At 62.8% G+C, this 16,686-nt stretch carries 16 protein-coding genes and 1 pseudogene; 5 read left to right on the forward strand and 12 right to left on the reverse strand.

The window, feature by feature from the left end; translation table 11 throughout:
• Window positions 1-4: 4 nt before the first annotated feature.
• From ACFQL3_RS12605 to ACFQL3_RS12615, 3 genes are all read right to left on the reverse strand, one after another.
• Window positions 5-649, reverse strand: a complete 645-nt coding sequence (locus tag ACFQL3_RS12605) for an HAD family hydrolase (protein WP_377054805.1) — start codon at window positions 647-649, stop codon at window positions 5-7.
• Window positions 650-735: 86 nt separating this feature from the next.
• Window positions 736-1,893: an ArsA family ATPase gene (locus ACFQL3_RS12610; RefSeq protein WP_377054807.1), complete on the reverse strand. Its 1,158-nt coding sequence runs from the start codon at window positions 1,891-1,893 to the stop codon at window positions 736-738.
• Between the two features lie 124 nt (window positions 1,894-2,017).
• On the reverse strand, window positions 2,018-3,118 hold the full coding sequence (locus ACFQL3_RS12615) for a pyridoxal phosphate-dependent aminotransferase (RefSeq protein WP_377054809.1): 1,101 nt from the start codon (window positions 3,116-3,118) through the stop codon (window positions 2,018-2,020).
• Window positions 3,119-3,195: 77 nt separating this feature from the next.
• Here ACFQL3_RS12615 and ACFQL3_RS12620 point away from each other — a divergent pair, with 77 nt between their 5' ends.
• The gene (locus ACFQL3_RS12620; RefSeq protein WP_377057098.1) at window positions 3,196-3,729 is read left to right on the forward strand and encodes a CinA family protein; all 534 of its coding nucleotides are present in this window, start codon (window positions 3,196-3,198) and stop codon (window positions 3,727-3,729) included.
• A gap of 78 nt (window positions 3,730-3,807) precedes the next feature.
• Window positions 3,808-4,296, forward strand: coding sequence for a metal-dependent hydrolase (locus tag ACFQL3_RS12625; RefSeq protein WP_377054811.1), 489 nt, complete (start codon window positions 3,808-3,810; stop codon window positions 4,294-4,296).
• On the opposite strand, the gene ACFQL3_RS12630 is transcribed toward ACFQL3_RS12625, so the two are convergent.
• The 5 genes and pseudogenes from ACFQL3_RS12630 to ACFQL3_RS12650 all read right to left on the reverse strand — a co-directional run.
• Window positions 4,293-5,057, reverse strand: coding sequence for a PHP-associated domain-containing protein (locus ACFQL3_RS12630; protein ID WP_377054813.1), 765 nt, complete (start codon window positions 5,055-5,057; stop codon window positions 4,293-4,295). The genes ACFQL3_RS12625 and ACFQL3_RS12630 overlap by 4 nt on opposite strands.
• A gap of 51 nt (window positions 5,058-5,108) precedes the next feature.
• On the reverse strand, window positions 5,109-6,176 hold the full coding sequence (locus ACFQL3_RS12635) for a Brp/Blh family beta-carotene 15,15'-dioxygenase (protein WP_377054815.1): 1,068 nt from the start codon (window positions 6,174-6,176) through the stop codon (window positions 5,109-5,111).
• 57 nt (window positions 6,177-6,233) lie between these two features.
• Window positions 6,234-7,094 carry a bacteriorhodopsin gene (locus ACFQL3_RS12640; protein ID WP_377054816.1) on the reverse strand — a complete coding sequence of 287 codons (861 nt, stop codon included), beginning with the start codon at window positions 7,092-7,094 and terminating at the stop codon, window positions 6,234-6,236.
• A 183-nt stretch (window positions 7,095-7,277) separates the two neighbouring features.
• Window positions 7,278-7,685 carry a zinc ribbon domain-containing protein gene (locus tag ACFQL3_RS12645; RefSeq protein ID WP_377054818.1) on the reverse strand — a complete coding sequence of 136 codons (408 nt, stop codon included), beginning with the start codon at window positions 7,683-7,685 and terminating at the stop codon, window positions 7,278-7,280.
• A 17-nt stretch (window positions 7,686-7,702) separates the two neighbouring features.
• Window positions 7,703-8,326 (reverse strand): annotated as a pseudogene (locus ACFQL3_RS12650) (IS200/IS605 family accessory protein TnpB-related protein); the annotation flags it as partial.
• 507 nt (window positions 8,327-8,833) lie between these two features.
• Here ACFQL3_RS12650 and ACFQL3_RS12655 point away from each other — a divergent pair.
• From ACFQL3_RS12655 to ACFQL3_RS12665, 3 genes are all read left to right on the forward strand, one after another.
• A complete protein-coding gene (locus ACFQL3_RS12655) occupies window positions 8,834-10,822 on the forward strand; it encodes a bacterio-opsin activator domain-containing protein (protein WP_377054820.1) in 1,989 nt (662 codons plus the stop codon).
• 157 nt (window positions 10,823-10,979) lie between these two features.
• On the forward strand, window positions 10,980-11,768 hold the full coding sequence (locus ACFQL3_RS12660; RefSeq protein ID WP_377054822.1) for a lycopene cyclase domain-containing protein: 789 nt from the start codon (window positions 10,980-10,982) through the stop codon (window positions 11,766-11,768).
• A gap of 42 nt (window positions 11,769-11,810) precedes the next feature.
• The gene (locus tag ACFQL3_RS12665) at window positions 11,811-12,110 is read left to right on the forward strand and encodes a DUF7565 family protein (RefSeq protein WP_377054824.1); all 300 of its coding nucleotides are present in this window, start codon (window positions 11,811-11,813) and stop codon (window positions 12,108-12,110) included.
• Window positions 12,111-12,285: 175 nt separating this feature from the next.
• Here ACFQL3_RS12665 and ACFQL3_RS12670 read toward each other — a convergent pair whose 3' ends face one another.
• The 4 genes from ACFQL3_RS12670 to ACFQL3_RS12685 form a co-directional block, all read right to left on the reverse strand.
• A complete protein-coding gene (locus ACFQL3_RS12670; protein WP_377054826.1) occupies window positions 12,286-12,723 on the reverse strand; it encodes a transcription elongation factor Spt5 in 438 nt (145 codons plus the stop codon).
• Window positions 12,724-12,729: 6 nt separating this feature from the next.
• Window positions 12,730-12,942 (reverse strand): protein translocase SEC61 complex subunit gamma, encoded by a 213-nt coding sequence (locus ACFQL3_RS12675; RefSeq protein ID WP_377054828.1) that lies wholly within the window; start codon window positions 12,940-12,942, stop codon window positions 12,730-12,732.
• A 99-nt stretch (window positions 12,943-13,041) separates the two neighbouring features.
• Complete coding sequence (locus ACFQL3_RS12680; RefSeq protein ID WP_377054830.1) at window positions 13,042-14,610, reverse strand: hydantoinase B/oxoprolinase family protein; 1,569 nt, start codon at window positions 14,608-14,610, stop codon at window positions 13,042-13,044.
• The gene (locus ACFQL3_RS12685; protein WP_377054832.1) at window positions 14,603-16,630 is read right to left on the reverse strand and encodes a hydantoinase/oxoprolinase family protein; all 2,028 of its coding nucleotides are present in this window, start codon (window positions 16,628-16,630) and stop codon (window positions 14,603-14,605) included. The genes ACFQL3_RS12680 and ACFQL3_RS12685 overlap by 8 nt, the downstream gene beginning before the upstream one ends.
• Window positions 16,631-16,686: the final 56 nt, after the last annotated feature.

Genomic DNA, 16,686 nt, shown 5'->3' on the forward strand with positions numbered 1-16,686 from the left:
ACACTCAGTCGTCGAGTAACGGACGAAGTAGTGCGGCCAGTTCCTCCATGTCGCTGGCAGCCACTGGCGCGTCCGGGCGGTCGTCATCGCCGATGTAGACCGTCTCGAACCCCGCTTCACGGGCGGGAACGATATCCTCCTCGAACGTATCGCCGATATAGACGAACGTGTCTGCGGGGAGTCGCTCTCTGGCAATCTCGAAGATGCCGTTGTCCGGCTTCCGCGTGCCGACTTCGCCCGAAACGATGACGGTATCGACGAGTTCGGCAAGACCGTGCGTTTCGATCTTCCGCCGTTGCATGCGTCCGTCGCCGTTCGTCAGGATGCCGGTCGGATGCTGTGTTGCGATAGCTTCCACGAGCCCGCGGACCGAGGGCGACAACCGCGTCGCGTCGGCTTCCGTCTCGATATACTTCTTCGCAAGCGCCGCTGGATCAACGTCGAGGTCGTACTCGACACGAACCGCATCGAACGCCTGTTCGTAGGGTCTTTCGTCACTCTGGCTGATTCCTGCGAGCACGTTTCTGGAGTAGGTTTCGATCATGTCCTCGCTGGCGTCGGTGGGAACCGTTCGTGTAAATAGCTCCGCGAATGGGCTGCTGTATTCGAGCAGCGTCCCGTCGAGGTCGAAGTAGACCGCAGTCGTCATGATTGGCCATCAGGGGCGTCGAGAAAGTAGGTTTCGATCCTTTTACACCGGCACGTCAGTGGGCACTCGTCTTCAGGTTCGTCTGATCAGGCCAGACACTGCCCGACGATCCTGAGCATCCGTTCGCCGCGTACCTCGTCGGCAAAGAGCGGGACGCGCTTGATGTCGTGCCCGCGGAACACGTCCTGGGCCGACTGCAGGGCGTCCTGCTGAACGTCCCAGCGGCGCTGGCAGAACTCGCAACTGTCGAGGTTCGGCGTGACGAACTGGTCGGCATCGACCGCGTCTGTCACGTCCGCGAGGTCCTCCATCACCTTGTTTACGACGACCGTCTCGACGGGAATCTCGAACTCCACTAGCTGGTCGATGAGACGCTGGCTCTCGAGGACGCTCATCTCCTCGGGCACCATCACGACGCGGAAGTCGGTCTGTGCGGGGTCCCGCAGCGTCGCCCGGAGACGTTCGATCCGGTCGCTGAGTTCGCGCAGTTCGTCGACGCCCTCCTCCTGCGTGGCCTCCTCGCCGCCGAACATCCCCTTGACGCCGTCGAGCATCCCGCTGAAGCGTTCGCGCAGGGCGACGATTCGGCCGACCATCGTATCCATGATCTCCGGCAGTTCCAGCAGTCGCAGGGTGTGACCCGTCGGCGCGGTGTCGACGACGACCCGGTCGAATCGCGGGTCGTCCATGTACTCGATCAGCTTCTGGATGGCAACCGCCTCGTCGGATCCGGGCATCGATCCGCCCATCAGCATGTCCATCGGCCCCTCGCCGCCGAGCATGTCACCGAGACCGCCCATGCCGCCCTCTCCGCCCGCATCTGCACCCATCTCGGGACCGCCAGCAGGGTCGCCGCCACCGAACATCGCGGCGTTGTCCTCCATCGCGTCGTCGGGGTCGATTTCGGCGGCATACAGCGGGACGTTCTCGCGTACGCGTTCCGGGCGCGGCGAGATGTCGGTCTCGAACGTATCGGAGAGCGAATGGGCCGGATCGGTCGAGACGACCAGCGTCTTCGTCCCGGACTCGGCGCTAGCCAGCGCGGTCGCGGCCGCCATCGTGGTCTTCCCGACGCCGCCTTTGCCGCCGTACAGGACGTACTCGGGCGTCTCGGGTGCGATCTCCGCTCGGGATTCGACGTCTACCTGCATATCGCCGTCATCCACGGGCGCAACGTCTTCATTGGCCGGCTCTTCGGACTCCTCCTCGACCTCGTCGACCGCCTCGACGTCGATACTACTCATGGCTGGCGCTACCGCGCGGGGACTTGTGTACTCGTCGGTTTATATGTGATCGGGCGACCAGAGCACGCGGACGCGAAGGGTCAGCAGTGCCGACCCGTAGTCCGACTACCCCGAGAGGGCTGTGCTAGGCGAAGTACTCTCCGAGTCGGTCGGCCGCCTCCTCGGCGCGGGGCGACAGCAGCGCGAACCGTAGCCACTCCTCGCGTGCGCCGCCAAAGGCCTCGCCGGGCATCCCCGCAACGCCGGTGTCATCGATCAACTGCTCGACGTTCGCGAGTGTCCCCGGAAAGTCGGGAAAGCGGGCGAGCACGTAGAACCCCCCCTCGGGCGTCGTGTACTCGGCACCTGCACGATCCAGACCGCGGGTGAACGCCTCGATCCGTGCCTGCATCCGCTCGCGGTTCTTCCGGTAGTACTCCGTCCCGGTCTCCTGTAGGGCCTGCAGGACGGCGTACTGGGCAGGGCGACTCCCGGCCACGTTGACCAGCATGTGTCGCGTTTTTACGTCGTCGACCAGCTGCTCCGGAAGGACGGTGTAGCCCACGCGAAAGCCCGTGATCGCGAGTGACTTCGAGAAGGAGTTGGTGACGATCCGATGTGCGGAGTCGATAGATAGCGCGCTCGTGAACGTCCCGGAGTAATCGAAATGGTCGTACACTTCGTCGCTGATCAACAGCGCGTCGACGTCCTCGGCTATCGCCACGAGTTCGCGCATCGTCGCCTCGTCGTAGACGGCGCCGGTGGGGTTGTTCGGCGTGGACACAACGATCATCGCAGTGTCCTCGCTGGCGGCCTCACGGACCCGTGCCGGATCGAGAGAGCCGTCTTCGGCGACGGGGACGTACCGGGGAGTGCCATCCAGCATGGTGGCTTTCTGTGGATAGTACGGGTAGACGGGATCAGTGAGCAACACCTCGTCACCGCGCTTGCGCTCCATCGCCGCCGCCATCGCGAGATAGTTCGCCTCCGCGCCGCCGTTCGTGACGACTACGCGCTCCATGTCGACCCCCCGGCGCTCGGCGATTTCGGCACGAAGCTTCGTCAGCCCCTCGCTGGGTTGGTACTGAAACGTCGACGGCTCCCCGCCCGCGTACTCCCTGAGTCCATCGCGGAGCACGGCGGGTGCCTCCCAGTCCGGACTGCCGCTCACCATACTGATCACGTCCTGGTCCGACTGATCGGCGTACGCCATGACCTGAAAGAACAGCGGCCGCTCGTTCTCCATAGGGATCGGTTCGAGCCATGATAGGTGTGTCTTTCGAGACGGCGTGGATTCAAGAGGAAGCCGACCGACCCACCGACATGAACGAACCGGAAGACGAACTCCAGCCGACCGAAACCGAACTCGTCGACGAACTCGGCGACGCGCTCCGCGAGCGCAACGGCACCATCGCCGCGGCGGAATCGTGCACTGGCGGACTGATCGGAACGATGCTCACCGCAGTACCGGGCTCCAGTGATTACTTCGACCGGTCGCTCGTCACCTATGCCTACGACGCCAAACGACAGCTTCTCGGCGTCAACCGCGAGGCGCTCGACCAGCACGGCGCGGTCAGCAAACCGGTCGCCGAACAGATGGCGAGTGGCGTTCGTGATACCGCAGACACCACCTGGGGCGTCGGCGTAACCGGCGTCGCCGGCCCCGACGGGGGGACAGAGGAGACGCCGGTCGGAACCGTGTTTATCGGAGTCGCGTACGCCGCACCGTGGGGGACGAACGACTCGTACACCACCGTCTCCCGGTACGAGTTCGACGGCGACCGGGCCGCAGTCCGTGCTGCGACGGCCCGACAGGCGCTCGAGGACGTCCTCATGGAGGTCCGGACGGAGTCGTGAACGAGTGGCCAGTACGTCTCCACAAAGGGAAAGTATCATCCAGCATGAGAGCCGAGAGGAAGCAACGCCCACCCACGAATGAATAAAAAAGGACACGTCCTCAACGGTATCTTTCTGAGCATCGGTCTCGCCTACCTGCTGGAACCGTCCGGCGACGAAACGACGTTTCTCACGATGGTTGCAGTCGGCATCCCGGTCACGCTCGGCGCGCTGTTTCCGGACGTCGACACCGACTTCGGGAAACACCGGAAGACCCTGCATAACCTCCCGATACTGGGTCTGTTCGTCGCGTTTCCGTACTTTTTCGGCGGCAACCTCCAGTACGTCTGGATCGGCGTCCTGACACACTACGTGCTCGATATCGCCGGGAGCAAGCGCGGCATCGCGCTGTTCTATCCGCTCTGGAAGGAGGAGTTCGGGCTCCCGATTGGCGTCGCCGTGAGCAGCAACCGCTCGACACTGATGACCCTGATCGTCACTGTTGGGGAACTCGTCGTGGCAGCGCTCATCATCTACGACGTGCCGCTGATGGCGCTCGACGCCGCCCGACAGTCGCTCGGTATCTAATAGACGGCAACGTTGTCGAACCGACCGTCGTACACTGGCTGTGTCGGCGCTGTTGGCTCGGGCCCCGACAGCACGATCCGATCGAACTTTGTCCACGTGTTCTCCCAGCCCAGATGTGCGAACTCCGCCGCTGACTGGAGGCGGTAACGCCGACCCGTTCGCCGACAGACCTGTCGAGGTACTCCCTCCTGCAATCCCGCACACAGGTCTGTCGCGGTGTCGATATTGCGCTCGAAGGCTGTCCACGCGGCGCCTACGGATCCGGCGAGATGTGCGTAGGACGATCCAGTCACCGGCACGTCGACCGTTTCGGCGATCTCGCGGGCGCGAGCGGTGTGTCGGGACCAGTGTTTCAGGTTGTACACTTCGATCGCATCGATAGTATCTCGATAGTCGACAATGTTCCCTTCGGTCAGCCCCACAGTCAGGAACTCCGGATGCGGGACGACGACCGTAGCGTCCTGCCGTTCGAGTTCGGCCATCGCGGCGTCGAGCGGAATGAAGTCGGGGATCGGGTCGGAAAGGCCTATCGCGAGAACGTGTTTGCGGTTCGTCCAGTTGCCAGTGAACACCTCGCGGGCAGGGACGACCAGCAGTTCGTCGTCGGAGTACCGCTTCGCTCGGCGCTCGATTTCGGGGAGCGACTTGAAATGCGGTGCGTACACCAGCACGTCGATCCCACAGTCTTTCGCCCGGTCGACGATTGCATCGTCGAGCATCTTCACGTGAAGATCGACTCGCGTCCCGTCTCGTTCGTTCACGCAGGCGAGTTTCCGGCGATCTGAATTAGCGGTTGCGGTATCGGCGTGTCCTCACCGCCGCCAGAAGCCGTCGTAGTGATCGAGCAGGGAGACGAAGGCGACGTGCGGGAGCGTCAACACGGCGATGAAGACCAGATAGACACCCATCAGGCTCTCCGGGTCGGTACTCGCTTCGGGCAGAAACGCCACGAATCCGACGCCGAACACGAGCGCGAGCAGGGTCAGCGGAAGCGCGTCCCGGGTGAACCGGACAAGGGGCCTGCGCACCGCGCCGCGGGAAATCGCCGTTTCGATATCGTCGTCGAGCAGGAGATAGCGGACGATATGCCGCAGCGAGTGCCAGAAGCAAAAGTACAGACCGATCGCAAGCAGTGGCGGCACCGTTGTGAAGAACAGAACCAACAGCAGGGTCTCGGCGGCATCGATCCGCCAGCCACGGTCGTTGCTCGCGCGGATCCGCCCGATAGCGAGCGTTGCGACGACGAGAAGCCCGTAGCCCAGTCCGACTAAAAGCCGAGCCTCCGCGGTGAATACGGGATCGAGCGCGGAGACCGCACCGGGGTCGACGACACCGACGATCCAGCCAGCGACGCGCCGGTACTCGCCGGGAAACGCGACGAGGGGCACGAGCATCGGCGCGCCGCCGCGAACGAGCGCGGTCAGTGCCGTCCCGCCGAAGCCGCGAACGTGGTCGGCTCCCACGATTTCACGCAGCGGGTGGACGTCGCCCTGCCCCCAGTGGAACCAGGTGAGTAGAATAAAAAATACGAACGCAACTACGGGGGAGAGGATCCAGACTATGGCGTAGCCGCCGCCGAGGAGCGCGTAGACTACGCCGACCTCGGCCATCGAGCGGGTCGTCAGCCCGGTGCCTTTTGCGCGGGGAGCGACGAGGTGGTCGACCGCGCCATGCGGAAGCCCAAGCAGGAGTGCACTCACGAACAGCGGAAGAAGCTGTATCGACAGCGGAATATCGCTCCCGAGCACCGAGACGGCGACCGACGCGATGACGAGCGTGAGCCACCCTGGAAGGAGCGCCAGCCGAACGGGGCCGTCGAGGCGGGTTCCGGAGACGGCATCGACGACACCCCGTGCAGTCGGAATTGTCCTACCGGTCATGGGTTACTGTTGGTGTTGTCGCATAAAAAAGGACGAACTGCGGGTCGGCGACGGATGTCAGTCGTCAGTCGGGGCGGCACCGCTGGTCGACTCGCTGCTGAGCGACGGCATGTTTGCGATAACCGACTCGTTGGTTGCAACCCAGTTCAGCAGCAAGAACGCGAAGATGTACTTCGCGACGATGTCGAGGAGCGAGTACGCCCAGGACGTGAGGGCAACGCTCTCGATGACTGCGAGGCCTTCGGCACCGAGCGCCCAGACGATCGGGTAACCGAGCCACATCGCGACAGTCAGCAACTTCAGCGTGTTGAAGATGCTGGCTGTCCCGGCGGCTTCAGCGTCCTCCGGCCACTCGACGAGGATCACGTACAGCACGGCCACGAAGAACATGCAACTGATGAAGTACCAGAACCATCGCAGGCCGTGCGAGGACGTGGTCAGCGCGGCGGCGAGGCCGGTCACGCACATCCCGATGTCTGCGGTTATGGCGGTGAATATCTTCGTAATGTTAGATCCGGCCAGCAATCCGAGGGCAAGTAGGATCATCGGCGTCGACAGTGCCCACGTGAGATATCTGCCCCACAGGCTCAGTACTTCCTCGCCCGCGAGTGCATGCCCCGCCGGCATTGTCTCGAAACTCATCGTCAACCCGGATGCAAGCCCGGTGTAACTGGAGATGGAAACAAGCGGGACCATCAGCGTCGCCACGAAGATCAGCTGTGACCGTGGATCCTCGACGTTACGTCCCATATAGACGAACAGGAGGATCGACAACCCAGCCAGCGCGATATTAACCCAAAGCGACAGGTTAAGCAACTGGTCGTCGATGATTTCGTTATAAACGTCCGTCTGCGTCATTTCGAGGATCAGTTCGAACTGTGCTAGCGTCGCTATATCACCCGCTATCGCCTCTAACATGAATACATTAGTCCAGCAGTACGGTTACATAAAAAGAGTACAACCTTACTAGTATGGTGACCACCAACAAATGACCCCATGCCACCCTCTCGGCAAGCAGCAGATTCTGATTTCATTTCGACTGAGAGACATATATCGAACGACGTGAAGTACCCCGCGCACGGTGGCGCGGGGCGTCCGTGTTTAGTCCTGCACAGCTGAGGCAACGGTCTTTAATTCCTCTCGCGCTTGACTCTGAGAGTCTTGCGCCGACGTTCCGTGTCGGTGAACACCCGAAGCGTAAATTGCTCCGTGAGAGTCGGGGCCTCCACCAGCCCCCGATGCCGCCCGTCTCATCTTCTTCACGCGGGGAAGCTTGTTGAGAGACGGCACATTTCCAGTTTCTTCGTCTAACCAGTTCTGCACAACGCACACCGCCGCCTTCCTATCAGCGTGGTCTTGAAAACCACACTTCTCGCACTTGAACCGTTTCTTGTGGCGATTCCCTCGTTCAGTGTGCTGGCACTCCGTTCTCGGGCATCGCTGACTCGTGTACTCAGGGTCAACCTCGTCAGAGGGAATCCCGTCCCACGCAGCTTTGTACGACACCATGTTTTGGAGTGCAGCGAACGCAGTGAGTGGAGGCGACGGTTCATTCGCGTTCCGTAGTCGATGGAGTCTCGCATGTCTTTGAGGTCTTCAAAGACAAAAAGCGGGTTCGTGAACTGCGACACCCATTCAACTACTCGACGCGATACTTTGTGCAGACAGTCGTGAACATAGTCGCGTTCTTCAGTTTGAACGACCGTCTCGAACGCGGTCTGTCCTGCTTTCTGCATCCGCTTTCGCTTGGTGAAAAACTCGTGGCGCTGTTCTTTCACCGACGGATACTCAAACACTACTGAGTCCTTTATTGCGCCGTCACGACTCATCGCAGCGAGAGCGATGCAGTCCTCGTTCACATCCACGCCAACAATCGTATCTGCATCGACTTTGTTGGCCACTCGATGCGTCTCGTGTGTGACGGTAACGTGGAGCCGCCACTCGTCGTGTTTGTGAACAACTTCAGCCGTTCCAACCCGCCACTCATCGTCGTTGAACGCTGTCTGGAGTCGGTCGAAGTGGTCGGGGCTGCCACGGAGTTCACCTTTGACGTGGGTGCCTCTCGTGGCCGTGACTCGGAACCGAATTAACCCACCATTTTCGGGGAATAGGCGGTAGCCTTCTTCGTGGTTCATCACCATCGGGTACATCCCGTCGATGTAGGGGTATGGCCGACCCCCATCGTCGTCTTTGTTGTCGTGGTACGTTTCGATTTCCCCCAGTGCCTTGTCAACGATGAGTTGACTGGTGTTTTTGACGTGGTTCGCGTTATCCACGACAGTTGATTTGATGTCACTCCAGTCACCGCCTTGTCGGTCGAGGCGGTTGGTTTCGTTGCGGATACGTCGTGATTCGAGACAGCCGGTTTGCAGGTCGTCGTCACTCCCCGTGTGGATGTCTAGTCCGAACGACAAGGTTTGGGTGAGTTTGGACGACTGCAGTGTATTCTGGTATGATTTGGAACTTGTTAAAAGTTCGTGTTGTGACGCGCTTCACCCCCGACCACGGTGGGTCGGGGTACTCGCGCTGCTATCCTTTATAGATCGCAACAAACGCAATACCTAGACGCTCTGGGACATAAACGGCTGTTTTTATACAATAATGTGTCAGAGGTGACATACCCGAAGATATTATTCGATCGGAACCAATTCATACCCATGTCTAGCGCCCGGGCACTACTGGTACATCCGGATAGTGGGGCCGATAGAATCGAGGATACCCTCGATAAGGCGGGGTGTCAGGTCGTCCGCGTAGAACGCGCGACGAGCGCGCTGGCAAAACTCTCCGGCGATCAGTTCGACTGTCTGGTGAGCGAGTACGAACTGCCGGGAGACGACGGGGTCGCCCTCCTGTCGGCCGTACGAGAAGCCTACCCGGAACTTCCGGTGGTCCTCTTTACTGACTCTGACGAGCAGGGGGTAACCACCCGAGCCTTCGAGAACGGTGTCAGCCGATTCCTCCGCAAAAACGGGTCCGAGTCCTTGCGTCAGTTGCGCTCGGAGGTAGACGACGTCACGTCGTCGAGAGGACTCCCCGTACAACAGCAGGATATCTCGGATCACAGACCGACGCCCGAGGAGATCTCCCGGGTGGCCCACGAGGCACCGATCGGAATGACGATGAGCGATCCGTCCCTCTCGGGGAACCCGCTCGTGTTCGTTAACGAGGCGTGGTCCGAGTTAACCGGCTACGACGAAGAACACATGCTCGGACGGAACCCACGGATACTGCAGGGACCCGAGACCGATCCAAAGACTGTCGAAAAACTGTCAAACGCGATCGCAGAGGAGGAGCCAGTGACCGTCGAGATCCGAAACTACAGAAGCGACGGAACGCCGTTCTGGAACCAGTTGACGGTCGCGCCGATCCACGACGACGATGGAGAAGTCGTTCATTACGTCGGGTTCCAGAACGACATCACCGACCGGAAGACCGCCGAACGACTCGCGGAAGAACGTGCAGAGAAGCTAGCGACGGAGCGAACCGTGCTTCAACGTGTTATCACGCGTGTCAATGGGCTTCTCAGCGAAATCTCGCGTATCCTCGTCGAGGAGAACGAACGCGAAATCATCATGCAGGAGGTGTGCGACGAGATAGTGGATTCGGAAGGCTACGTCGCAAGCTGGATCGGAACGACGAACCCGACAGATACCACGTTTCAGCTGTCCGCTTCCTCGGGAACTGTCGGCGATATCGACTCGAAGCTAGCCGTCGAATCCATGCCGACCGTCCTACAGGACGCGCTCGAATCCGGGAAAGTCGAGTCCTGTGCTGCCGAAGCCGAACAGTGTAGTGTTCTGGATCCAGCATCGGTCGGGACCAGACGGTTCGCCGTCGTACCGCTTATCTACCAACAGAAACGGTACGGCCTCCTGGGCGTCTACGCCGACAGCGAGGATGCCCTCGATAGCCGCGAGGAACAACTGTTCGCGTCGATCGGCCAGATGATCGCGAGCGGCCTGAACGCCGTCGAAACGGCGCGGATACTGTCGACGGAGAACGTCATCGAGCTAGAAGTCGAGATCTACGACCGCTCGTTCCCGCTCTCGGCGTTCTCGGAGGTGCTCGGTAGCGACGTCGAGTACGTCGGACTCACGGGCGAGGACGACTGTGAAGCGTATATCCGGACGCCGCGAGTGGAGGGCGATCGGAGCGACCTGCTCACGCTTCCGTTCGTCGAGAGCGTCCGCCAAATATCCGAGACCGAGGATGGGTACACCCTCGCAATCGAGATGTCCTCGAAAGAGCCGTTCGACAGGATCGCCGACTACGGTGTATCGGTCGTCAACATCACGGCAGAACCGACGAGAGCAACGCTCTCGCTCGAAGTCCCTCCGAAATACGACGTTCGATCAGTGCTCGAACTTCTGGAGTCGCTATACGACCGCGTCGAACTCAGATCGAAAAGCGAGCGCGACAAACGGGAGGAGACCTCCCGCGAGTTCACCTCGGAAATCGACGACCGTCTCACAAAGCGACAGCGCACGTCGCTGAAAACGGCACATATGAACGGCTACTTCGAGTGGCCGCGGGAGGTCGACGGCGAGGAGGTCGCGAGCACGCTGGGGATCACCCGCCAGACGTTCCACCAGCACTTGCGGGCGGCCGAGCGGAAACTCGTCGAAGCGTATATCGACCCTAACTAGTAAGGTAAAGTTCATTAGTACACCGGGTTGCAACCGAAGTTGTAATGAGAAATCGCACTCACCGGCACAGCCCTTGCCACGCTCTGGGAAGGTGTCGTCCGAGCACTGGTCCCCGTTCCCTGCGGGAGGGCTCGCGACATCTGGCCGGTGATCGGCGATGAGCCCTCCACTCACCTATCTGGGGTTTCACCTGGTGTTTATCCTCCCGCCGCTGCTTTTGTTGGGCTGGCTGGCAGCGCGCCGCGAGAGTGCCAGTTGGGGGAGAGCACCGCTTTCCGGGCTCATCATCATGTTGGTTCTCGCCCTCGTCTATACGACGCCTTGGACGAACCTGCTGATCCCGCGTGGGGTCTGGTGGTACGGCGACGGCGCGGTCCTCGCGACGATCTGGCACACGCCGATCGAGGAGTATCTCTTCTTTATTCTCCAGCCAGTCCTGACGGCGTTCTGGCTGTTCCAGTTCCTGACTGTCGAGGATCGGTCGCTGCTGATCCCAGTCTCGCACAGGATCCTGGGCGCACTCGGTGGGGTGGGGGTCAGCGCGCTGGGGTGGGTCCTCATGGGAACCGCGTCGACGTTCTACCTCGGTTCATTATTACTCTGGGCGGGCCCAATCCTCGCCATTCAGTGGGCGTTCGGTATCACGTACCTGCTCCGGGAAGTCCCGCGTCTCGTCGCGGTGGCGCTTGCCGTTCCGACGCTGTACCTCTGTGTTGCCGACCGGATCGCGATCGACCTCGGGATCTGGTCGATCTCGGAGATATACACGACCGGACTCACGATCGCCGGCCTGCCGATCGAGGAGGCGCTGTTTTTCCTGCTGACGAACGTCTTCCTCGTTCAGGGGATCGTCCTGTACATGTGGTTACTCGACCGCGCCTACGAGTTCGCCGGGATCGGCTGGATCAGCGAGCGCGCGAGGACTCTCGACCGTGAGCGGGCCTGAGTGCCGAAGGGTTTTACTCCCTCGCCGGAGACGAGTGTAGTAATGACCTGGGCATGCGGGATCAACGGCTGTGGCGAGGTGTTCGAGGAGGTCGAAGATACGATCATCCACCAGACGAGCGAGCACCAGCGCCGCGAGTGCAAGGTCTGTGGCGTCGTCGTGCCGGACGGCTATCTGGCGCTCCGCCACGCCTTCAACGAACACACTCGTGCCGAGTACGTCCGCGCGTACGACGCGGACTCGGACGACGTCCGCGAGCGCGAGGAAATCAAAGCGGAAGTCGAGAACACCGCGGATCTCCAGAAAGTCGTTGCGCGTCTGAACGACGGCGATTCGCTGTAGCACGCGGCCATCTGTTACTCCCCGTGCGGTTCCCTTGCTTCACTTCGTCAAAGAATCCGGGCTAACACTCCGTTCGCGCTCCGTGTTCACAGCACAGAACCGTCGGACCGGCTACTACTCGGAGTGGGAAAACCGAAAACAGTCTGCCGCTCGGAGTACAGAACCGTGGAACAGCCTACCGCTCGTCGCTATCCAGCACGCGGATCTGGTCGCCTCGAACGGTCACCGGAATCGGAACCGTCGCCTCGTAGAGTTCGACCGTCACCTGGTCCTTCCCCTCGTCGATCCGCTGGACCTGTGCTTTCTCGCCTTTGAACGGCCCGGCGATGAGTTCGACGATGTCTCCTTCGGCGATCCCTTCGACGTCCGGCGTCGGCGAGAGGAAGTGTTCGACCTCCGAGACGCCGCTCTCGCCCGGGACGATACTGCGGGCGTGTGGGATCTCGTCGAGGACGCGCGAGAGGACGGCGTCGTCGTCCGCCTCGACCATCACGTAACTGGTCAGCGAGTCAGGTGCTAGCGCGGCGTGGATGTCGTCCTCCTCGCGGGTCATGATCATGTCCGCGACGGTGCGTTCCTGGCTTGCGGTCGTTTTGACTGCATAGATTCCCATCCGGGATCACGCTCCGATGAGGGCTGCTGCAAGGAAGAAGCCGCCCTCGTACGGCGGCACCAGGTGCAGCATTATCGCGGCAATGAGGAAGCCGATGAGTCCGACGACGAGGATGCCGGCACCGGCGATCTTGGCGACCTGTGAGAACTCGTCCCACCCCGGCGTACTGGCCATCTTGAGGACCCGTACGTACGATGTGAGATCTAGAGGGACGTCCATGGTTATGTGGCATCTAGCAGAGGGGCCTTTTTCTATCTTTCTACCCGTCGATGACGTGTTCCGGAATCGAAATATCAGCTCTCGGACTCGCGCTGCTCGTCACTGGTCTCGGCGTGAGTCGTTCGAGCGGTCATCGGGAGTGCCGTAGCCGCCACCACCCGGTGTCCGGATAGTCACCGTCGTTCCGGCGGAGAGCGAGCGGGTGGTCTTGGCAGGTACCGGTTCGCCGTCGATCAGGTTCTCGCCCGTCGCCCCAGGCTTGCCGCCGGCCACTCCTGCGGGTGCGACCGACCGACGTTCGGTAAGTAGCGAGACTGTGGCGTCGGTGAGAAGTCGGATGGACCGCTCGACGCCCCAGCCACCGCGGTACTGCCCCTCGCCGCCGCTGTCCGGACGGAGGCGATACCGCTCGACGCGCAGCGGATACTCCGTCTCGATCGACTCGACCGGCGTGTTTAGCGTGTTCGTCATGCCGACCTGCCGCCCGTCGATCCCGTCGGCGTCGGGCAGTGCACCGCCGCCACCCCCGATCGTCTCGTAGTAGGTGAACTCGTCTGACCCGACGACGAGGTTGTTCATCGTCCCCTGTCCGTGGGCCGGGACCCGGTCGGGGACGGCGTCGGTGAAGGCGGCGAAGACGACGTCGGTGACGCGCTGGCTCGTCTCGACGTTCCCGCCGACCACGGCCGCGGGCGGGGTCGGATTCAGCAACGTCCCCTCCGGAACGCTGATCGAGAGCGGATCGTAACAGCCACCGTTTGCGGGGATTTCCGGATCAGTGAGACAGCGGACGACGAAGTAGACTGCGCTCTTCGCGACTGCAAGCGGGGCGTTGACGTTGCCGCCGACCTGTGGATCGGTCCCCCTGAAATCGACCGAGAGCGACTCGCCATCGACCGTGACAGCCGCCTCGATCCGGATCTCTTCGTCGGTCTGGCCATCCCCCTCTAGCACGTCCGTAGCGTGGTAGGTGCCGTCAGGGAGCGACCCGATCTCTTCTGCCATCCGACGGCGAGAGTACTCCTGTACTGCGGCGAAGCCGTCCCAGAGCCGGTCGACGCCGTACTCGGAGGCCAGATCCGCGACGCGCTCGGCCGCCCGGTCGTTTGCTGCTCGCTGGGCGCGCAGGTCGGCCCGGCGCTCGTCCGGGTTTCTGACGTTCGACAACAGGAGGGCGCGAACCTCCTCGCGTGGGTCGCCACCGTCGACGAGTCGGGTCGGCGGGATCCGTAATCCTTCCTGTACGATCTCTGTTGCCCCGGCGGGCATGCTACCGGGAGACATCCCACCGACGTCGGCGTGATGGGCGCGGGAGACACCGTAGGCGATGATCGACCCCTCGACCGTGATCGGTGAGACCATCGTCACGTCCGGCAGGTGGGTGCCGCCCGCATAGGGATCGTTGAGAACGAAGACGTCTCCGGGCGCTGGATCCCGGTCGAGCACGGCCTCGACGGCCTCGGGCATCGCGCCGAGGTGGACCGGGATATGTTCGGCCTGGGCGACCAGTCGACCGGCCGCGTCGAACAGCGCCGTCGAGCAGTCCCGGCGCTCCTTGATGTTCGGCGAGTAGGCGCTCCGGATCAGCAGTTCGCCCATCTCCTCGGCGACGCCCTCTAGCTGGTTCCGGAGAATCTCCAGCGAGACGGGATCGAACGACTCAGGCATCGGTCTCACCTCGTTCCAGAACGAGCGCTCCGTCGCGTTCGACAGTTCCGGTCCACGCCGGGGGGACCACGATGGTGCTTTCCGCACCCTCAACGATTCTGGGCCCGGGGAGTTCGGTGCCCGGGGGGATCGCTTCCCGGTCGTACACCGGCGTTCTGTGGAACTCGCCGCCGAAGCGGGTCTCGCGCTCGCCGGTCCGCGGCTCTCCTGCCGGTTCGTACGCCACGGTCAGCGGCGACTCGCGGATCGTCGCCGTCGCCCGGAGATTGACCAGTTCGACCGGTTCGTCCATCCGGTAGCCGTGGGCCTGCTCGTGAGCAGCGTGGAATCCACCTTCGAGCGCTGCGGGATCGACGGCATCCGCTCCGCTAGCGATCTCCACGGCAAGTTCGTAGCTCTGCCCGGTGTACCGGAGATCCGCGGCGTACTCGACCGCTGCGGCGTCCGGGTCGCTCGCCGATGCCAGCACGTCCGCGCGCAGGTCATCGAGAATCGACCCCGCCGTGGACGGATCCAGCGTATCCAGCCGTTCACGATGAGTGCGGACGGCATCGTGTTTCTCGTCGGCCGCAAGCAGTCCGTACGCCGAGAGCACGCCACACGCCCGCGGGACGACCACCGTGTCGATGTCGAGTCGGTCGGCCAGCGCGGCGGCGTGCATCGGTCCCGCGCCGCCAAAGGCTACCAGCCCGAACGAGCGGGGATCGTGCCCGCGCTCGACCGTCACCGAGCGGATCGGTCGGCTCATACTGGCGTTTGCGACCTCGTAGACGCCCTCCGCCGCCGCGAGTGCGTCGTCCATCCCGGCCTCGTCCGCGAGCCGTGAGAGTGCGTCTACTGCGGCCTCACGATCGATCGATAGTTCGCCGCCGAGTTCAGTACTCGCGCCGACGTAGCCGAGCACGACGGCGGCATCTGTCACTGTCGGATCGGTGCCGCCGCGGCCGTAGCAGGCGGGTCCGGGCGACGCGCCGGCCGATCGGGGACCGACCCGGAGCGCGCCGCCCGCGTCGACCCACGCGATGCTGCCGCCGCCCGCACCGACGGTGTTGACGTCGACAACTGGGACCCGGATCGGTCGCCCGTCGATGGTCGCCTCGGTCGTCCGCTCGGCCGCTCCCGCTCGGATCAGACTCACGTCGCTGGAGGTCCCGCCCATGTCGAACGTGACGAGATCCGCGCGGTCGAGGCGGTCAGTGACTGCTCGCGCGCCGACGACGCCCGCGGCGGGCCCGGAGAGGACAGAGGTGACGGCACGGGACCGGACCGTCTCGGCGTCGGCGATGCCGCCGTTTGACTGCATCACGCGGGGCGCAGGAATGCCGGCGTCGGCCGCGCGCTCGGTCAATCTGGAAAGGTACGCCTCGATGGTGGGCCTGACGTAGGCGTCGACTGTCGTCGTCGCGGTGCGTTCGTACTCGCGGAACTCCGCAAGCACCTCGTGGCTGGCGGAGACCGGCACCGCTAGCTCCTCGCGCAGGACGTCCGTGACGACGCGCTCGTTCGCCGGTTCGGCGTAGGCGTGCAAGAGCGAGACCGCGACGCTCTCGATATCGTCCGGAATCCGGGTAGCGAGGTCGCGTACCTGCTCCGGATCGACCGTCTGTTCGACGCCCTCGGGTGTGACGCGCTCATCCACCTCGAACCGGCGCTCGCGCGGGACCAGTGGCGCTGGCGGCCGATCGGAGAGATCGTACAGCGACGGCCGATCCTGGCGGCCGAGTTCGGCCACATCCCGGAACCCCTCGGTCGTCACCAGCGCGGTCGTCGCACCCGCGCCTTCGAGCAGTGCGTTGACCGAGACCGTCGTCGCGTGGCGAAACCGGTCGATCTCCGAGGGATCGAGTCCGGCCCCATCGCAGGCTTTCTCGATGCCTGCCCGGACGCCCTCACTCTGGTCATCGGTCGTGGGGACTTTCGCCGTCGTCAGCCCGCCGTTCGCATCGACCAGCGTCACGTCGGTAAAGGTGCCACCGACGTCGACGCCGACGCGGATCGCGGACGAAGCGCTGTCGCTCATAGGAGAGAGTTGTACTGGAGCGCCCTGAACCTAGCTACTTCGGAAAACGGACGGAG

The sequence above is a fragment of the Natronoarchaeum sp. GCM10025321 genome (assembly GCF_042663585.1).
Taxonomy (GTDB): domain Archaea; phylum Halobacteriota; class Halobacteria; order Halobacteriales; family Natronoarchaeaceae; genus Natranaeroarchaeum.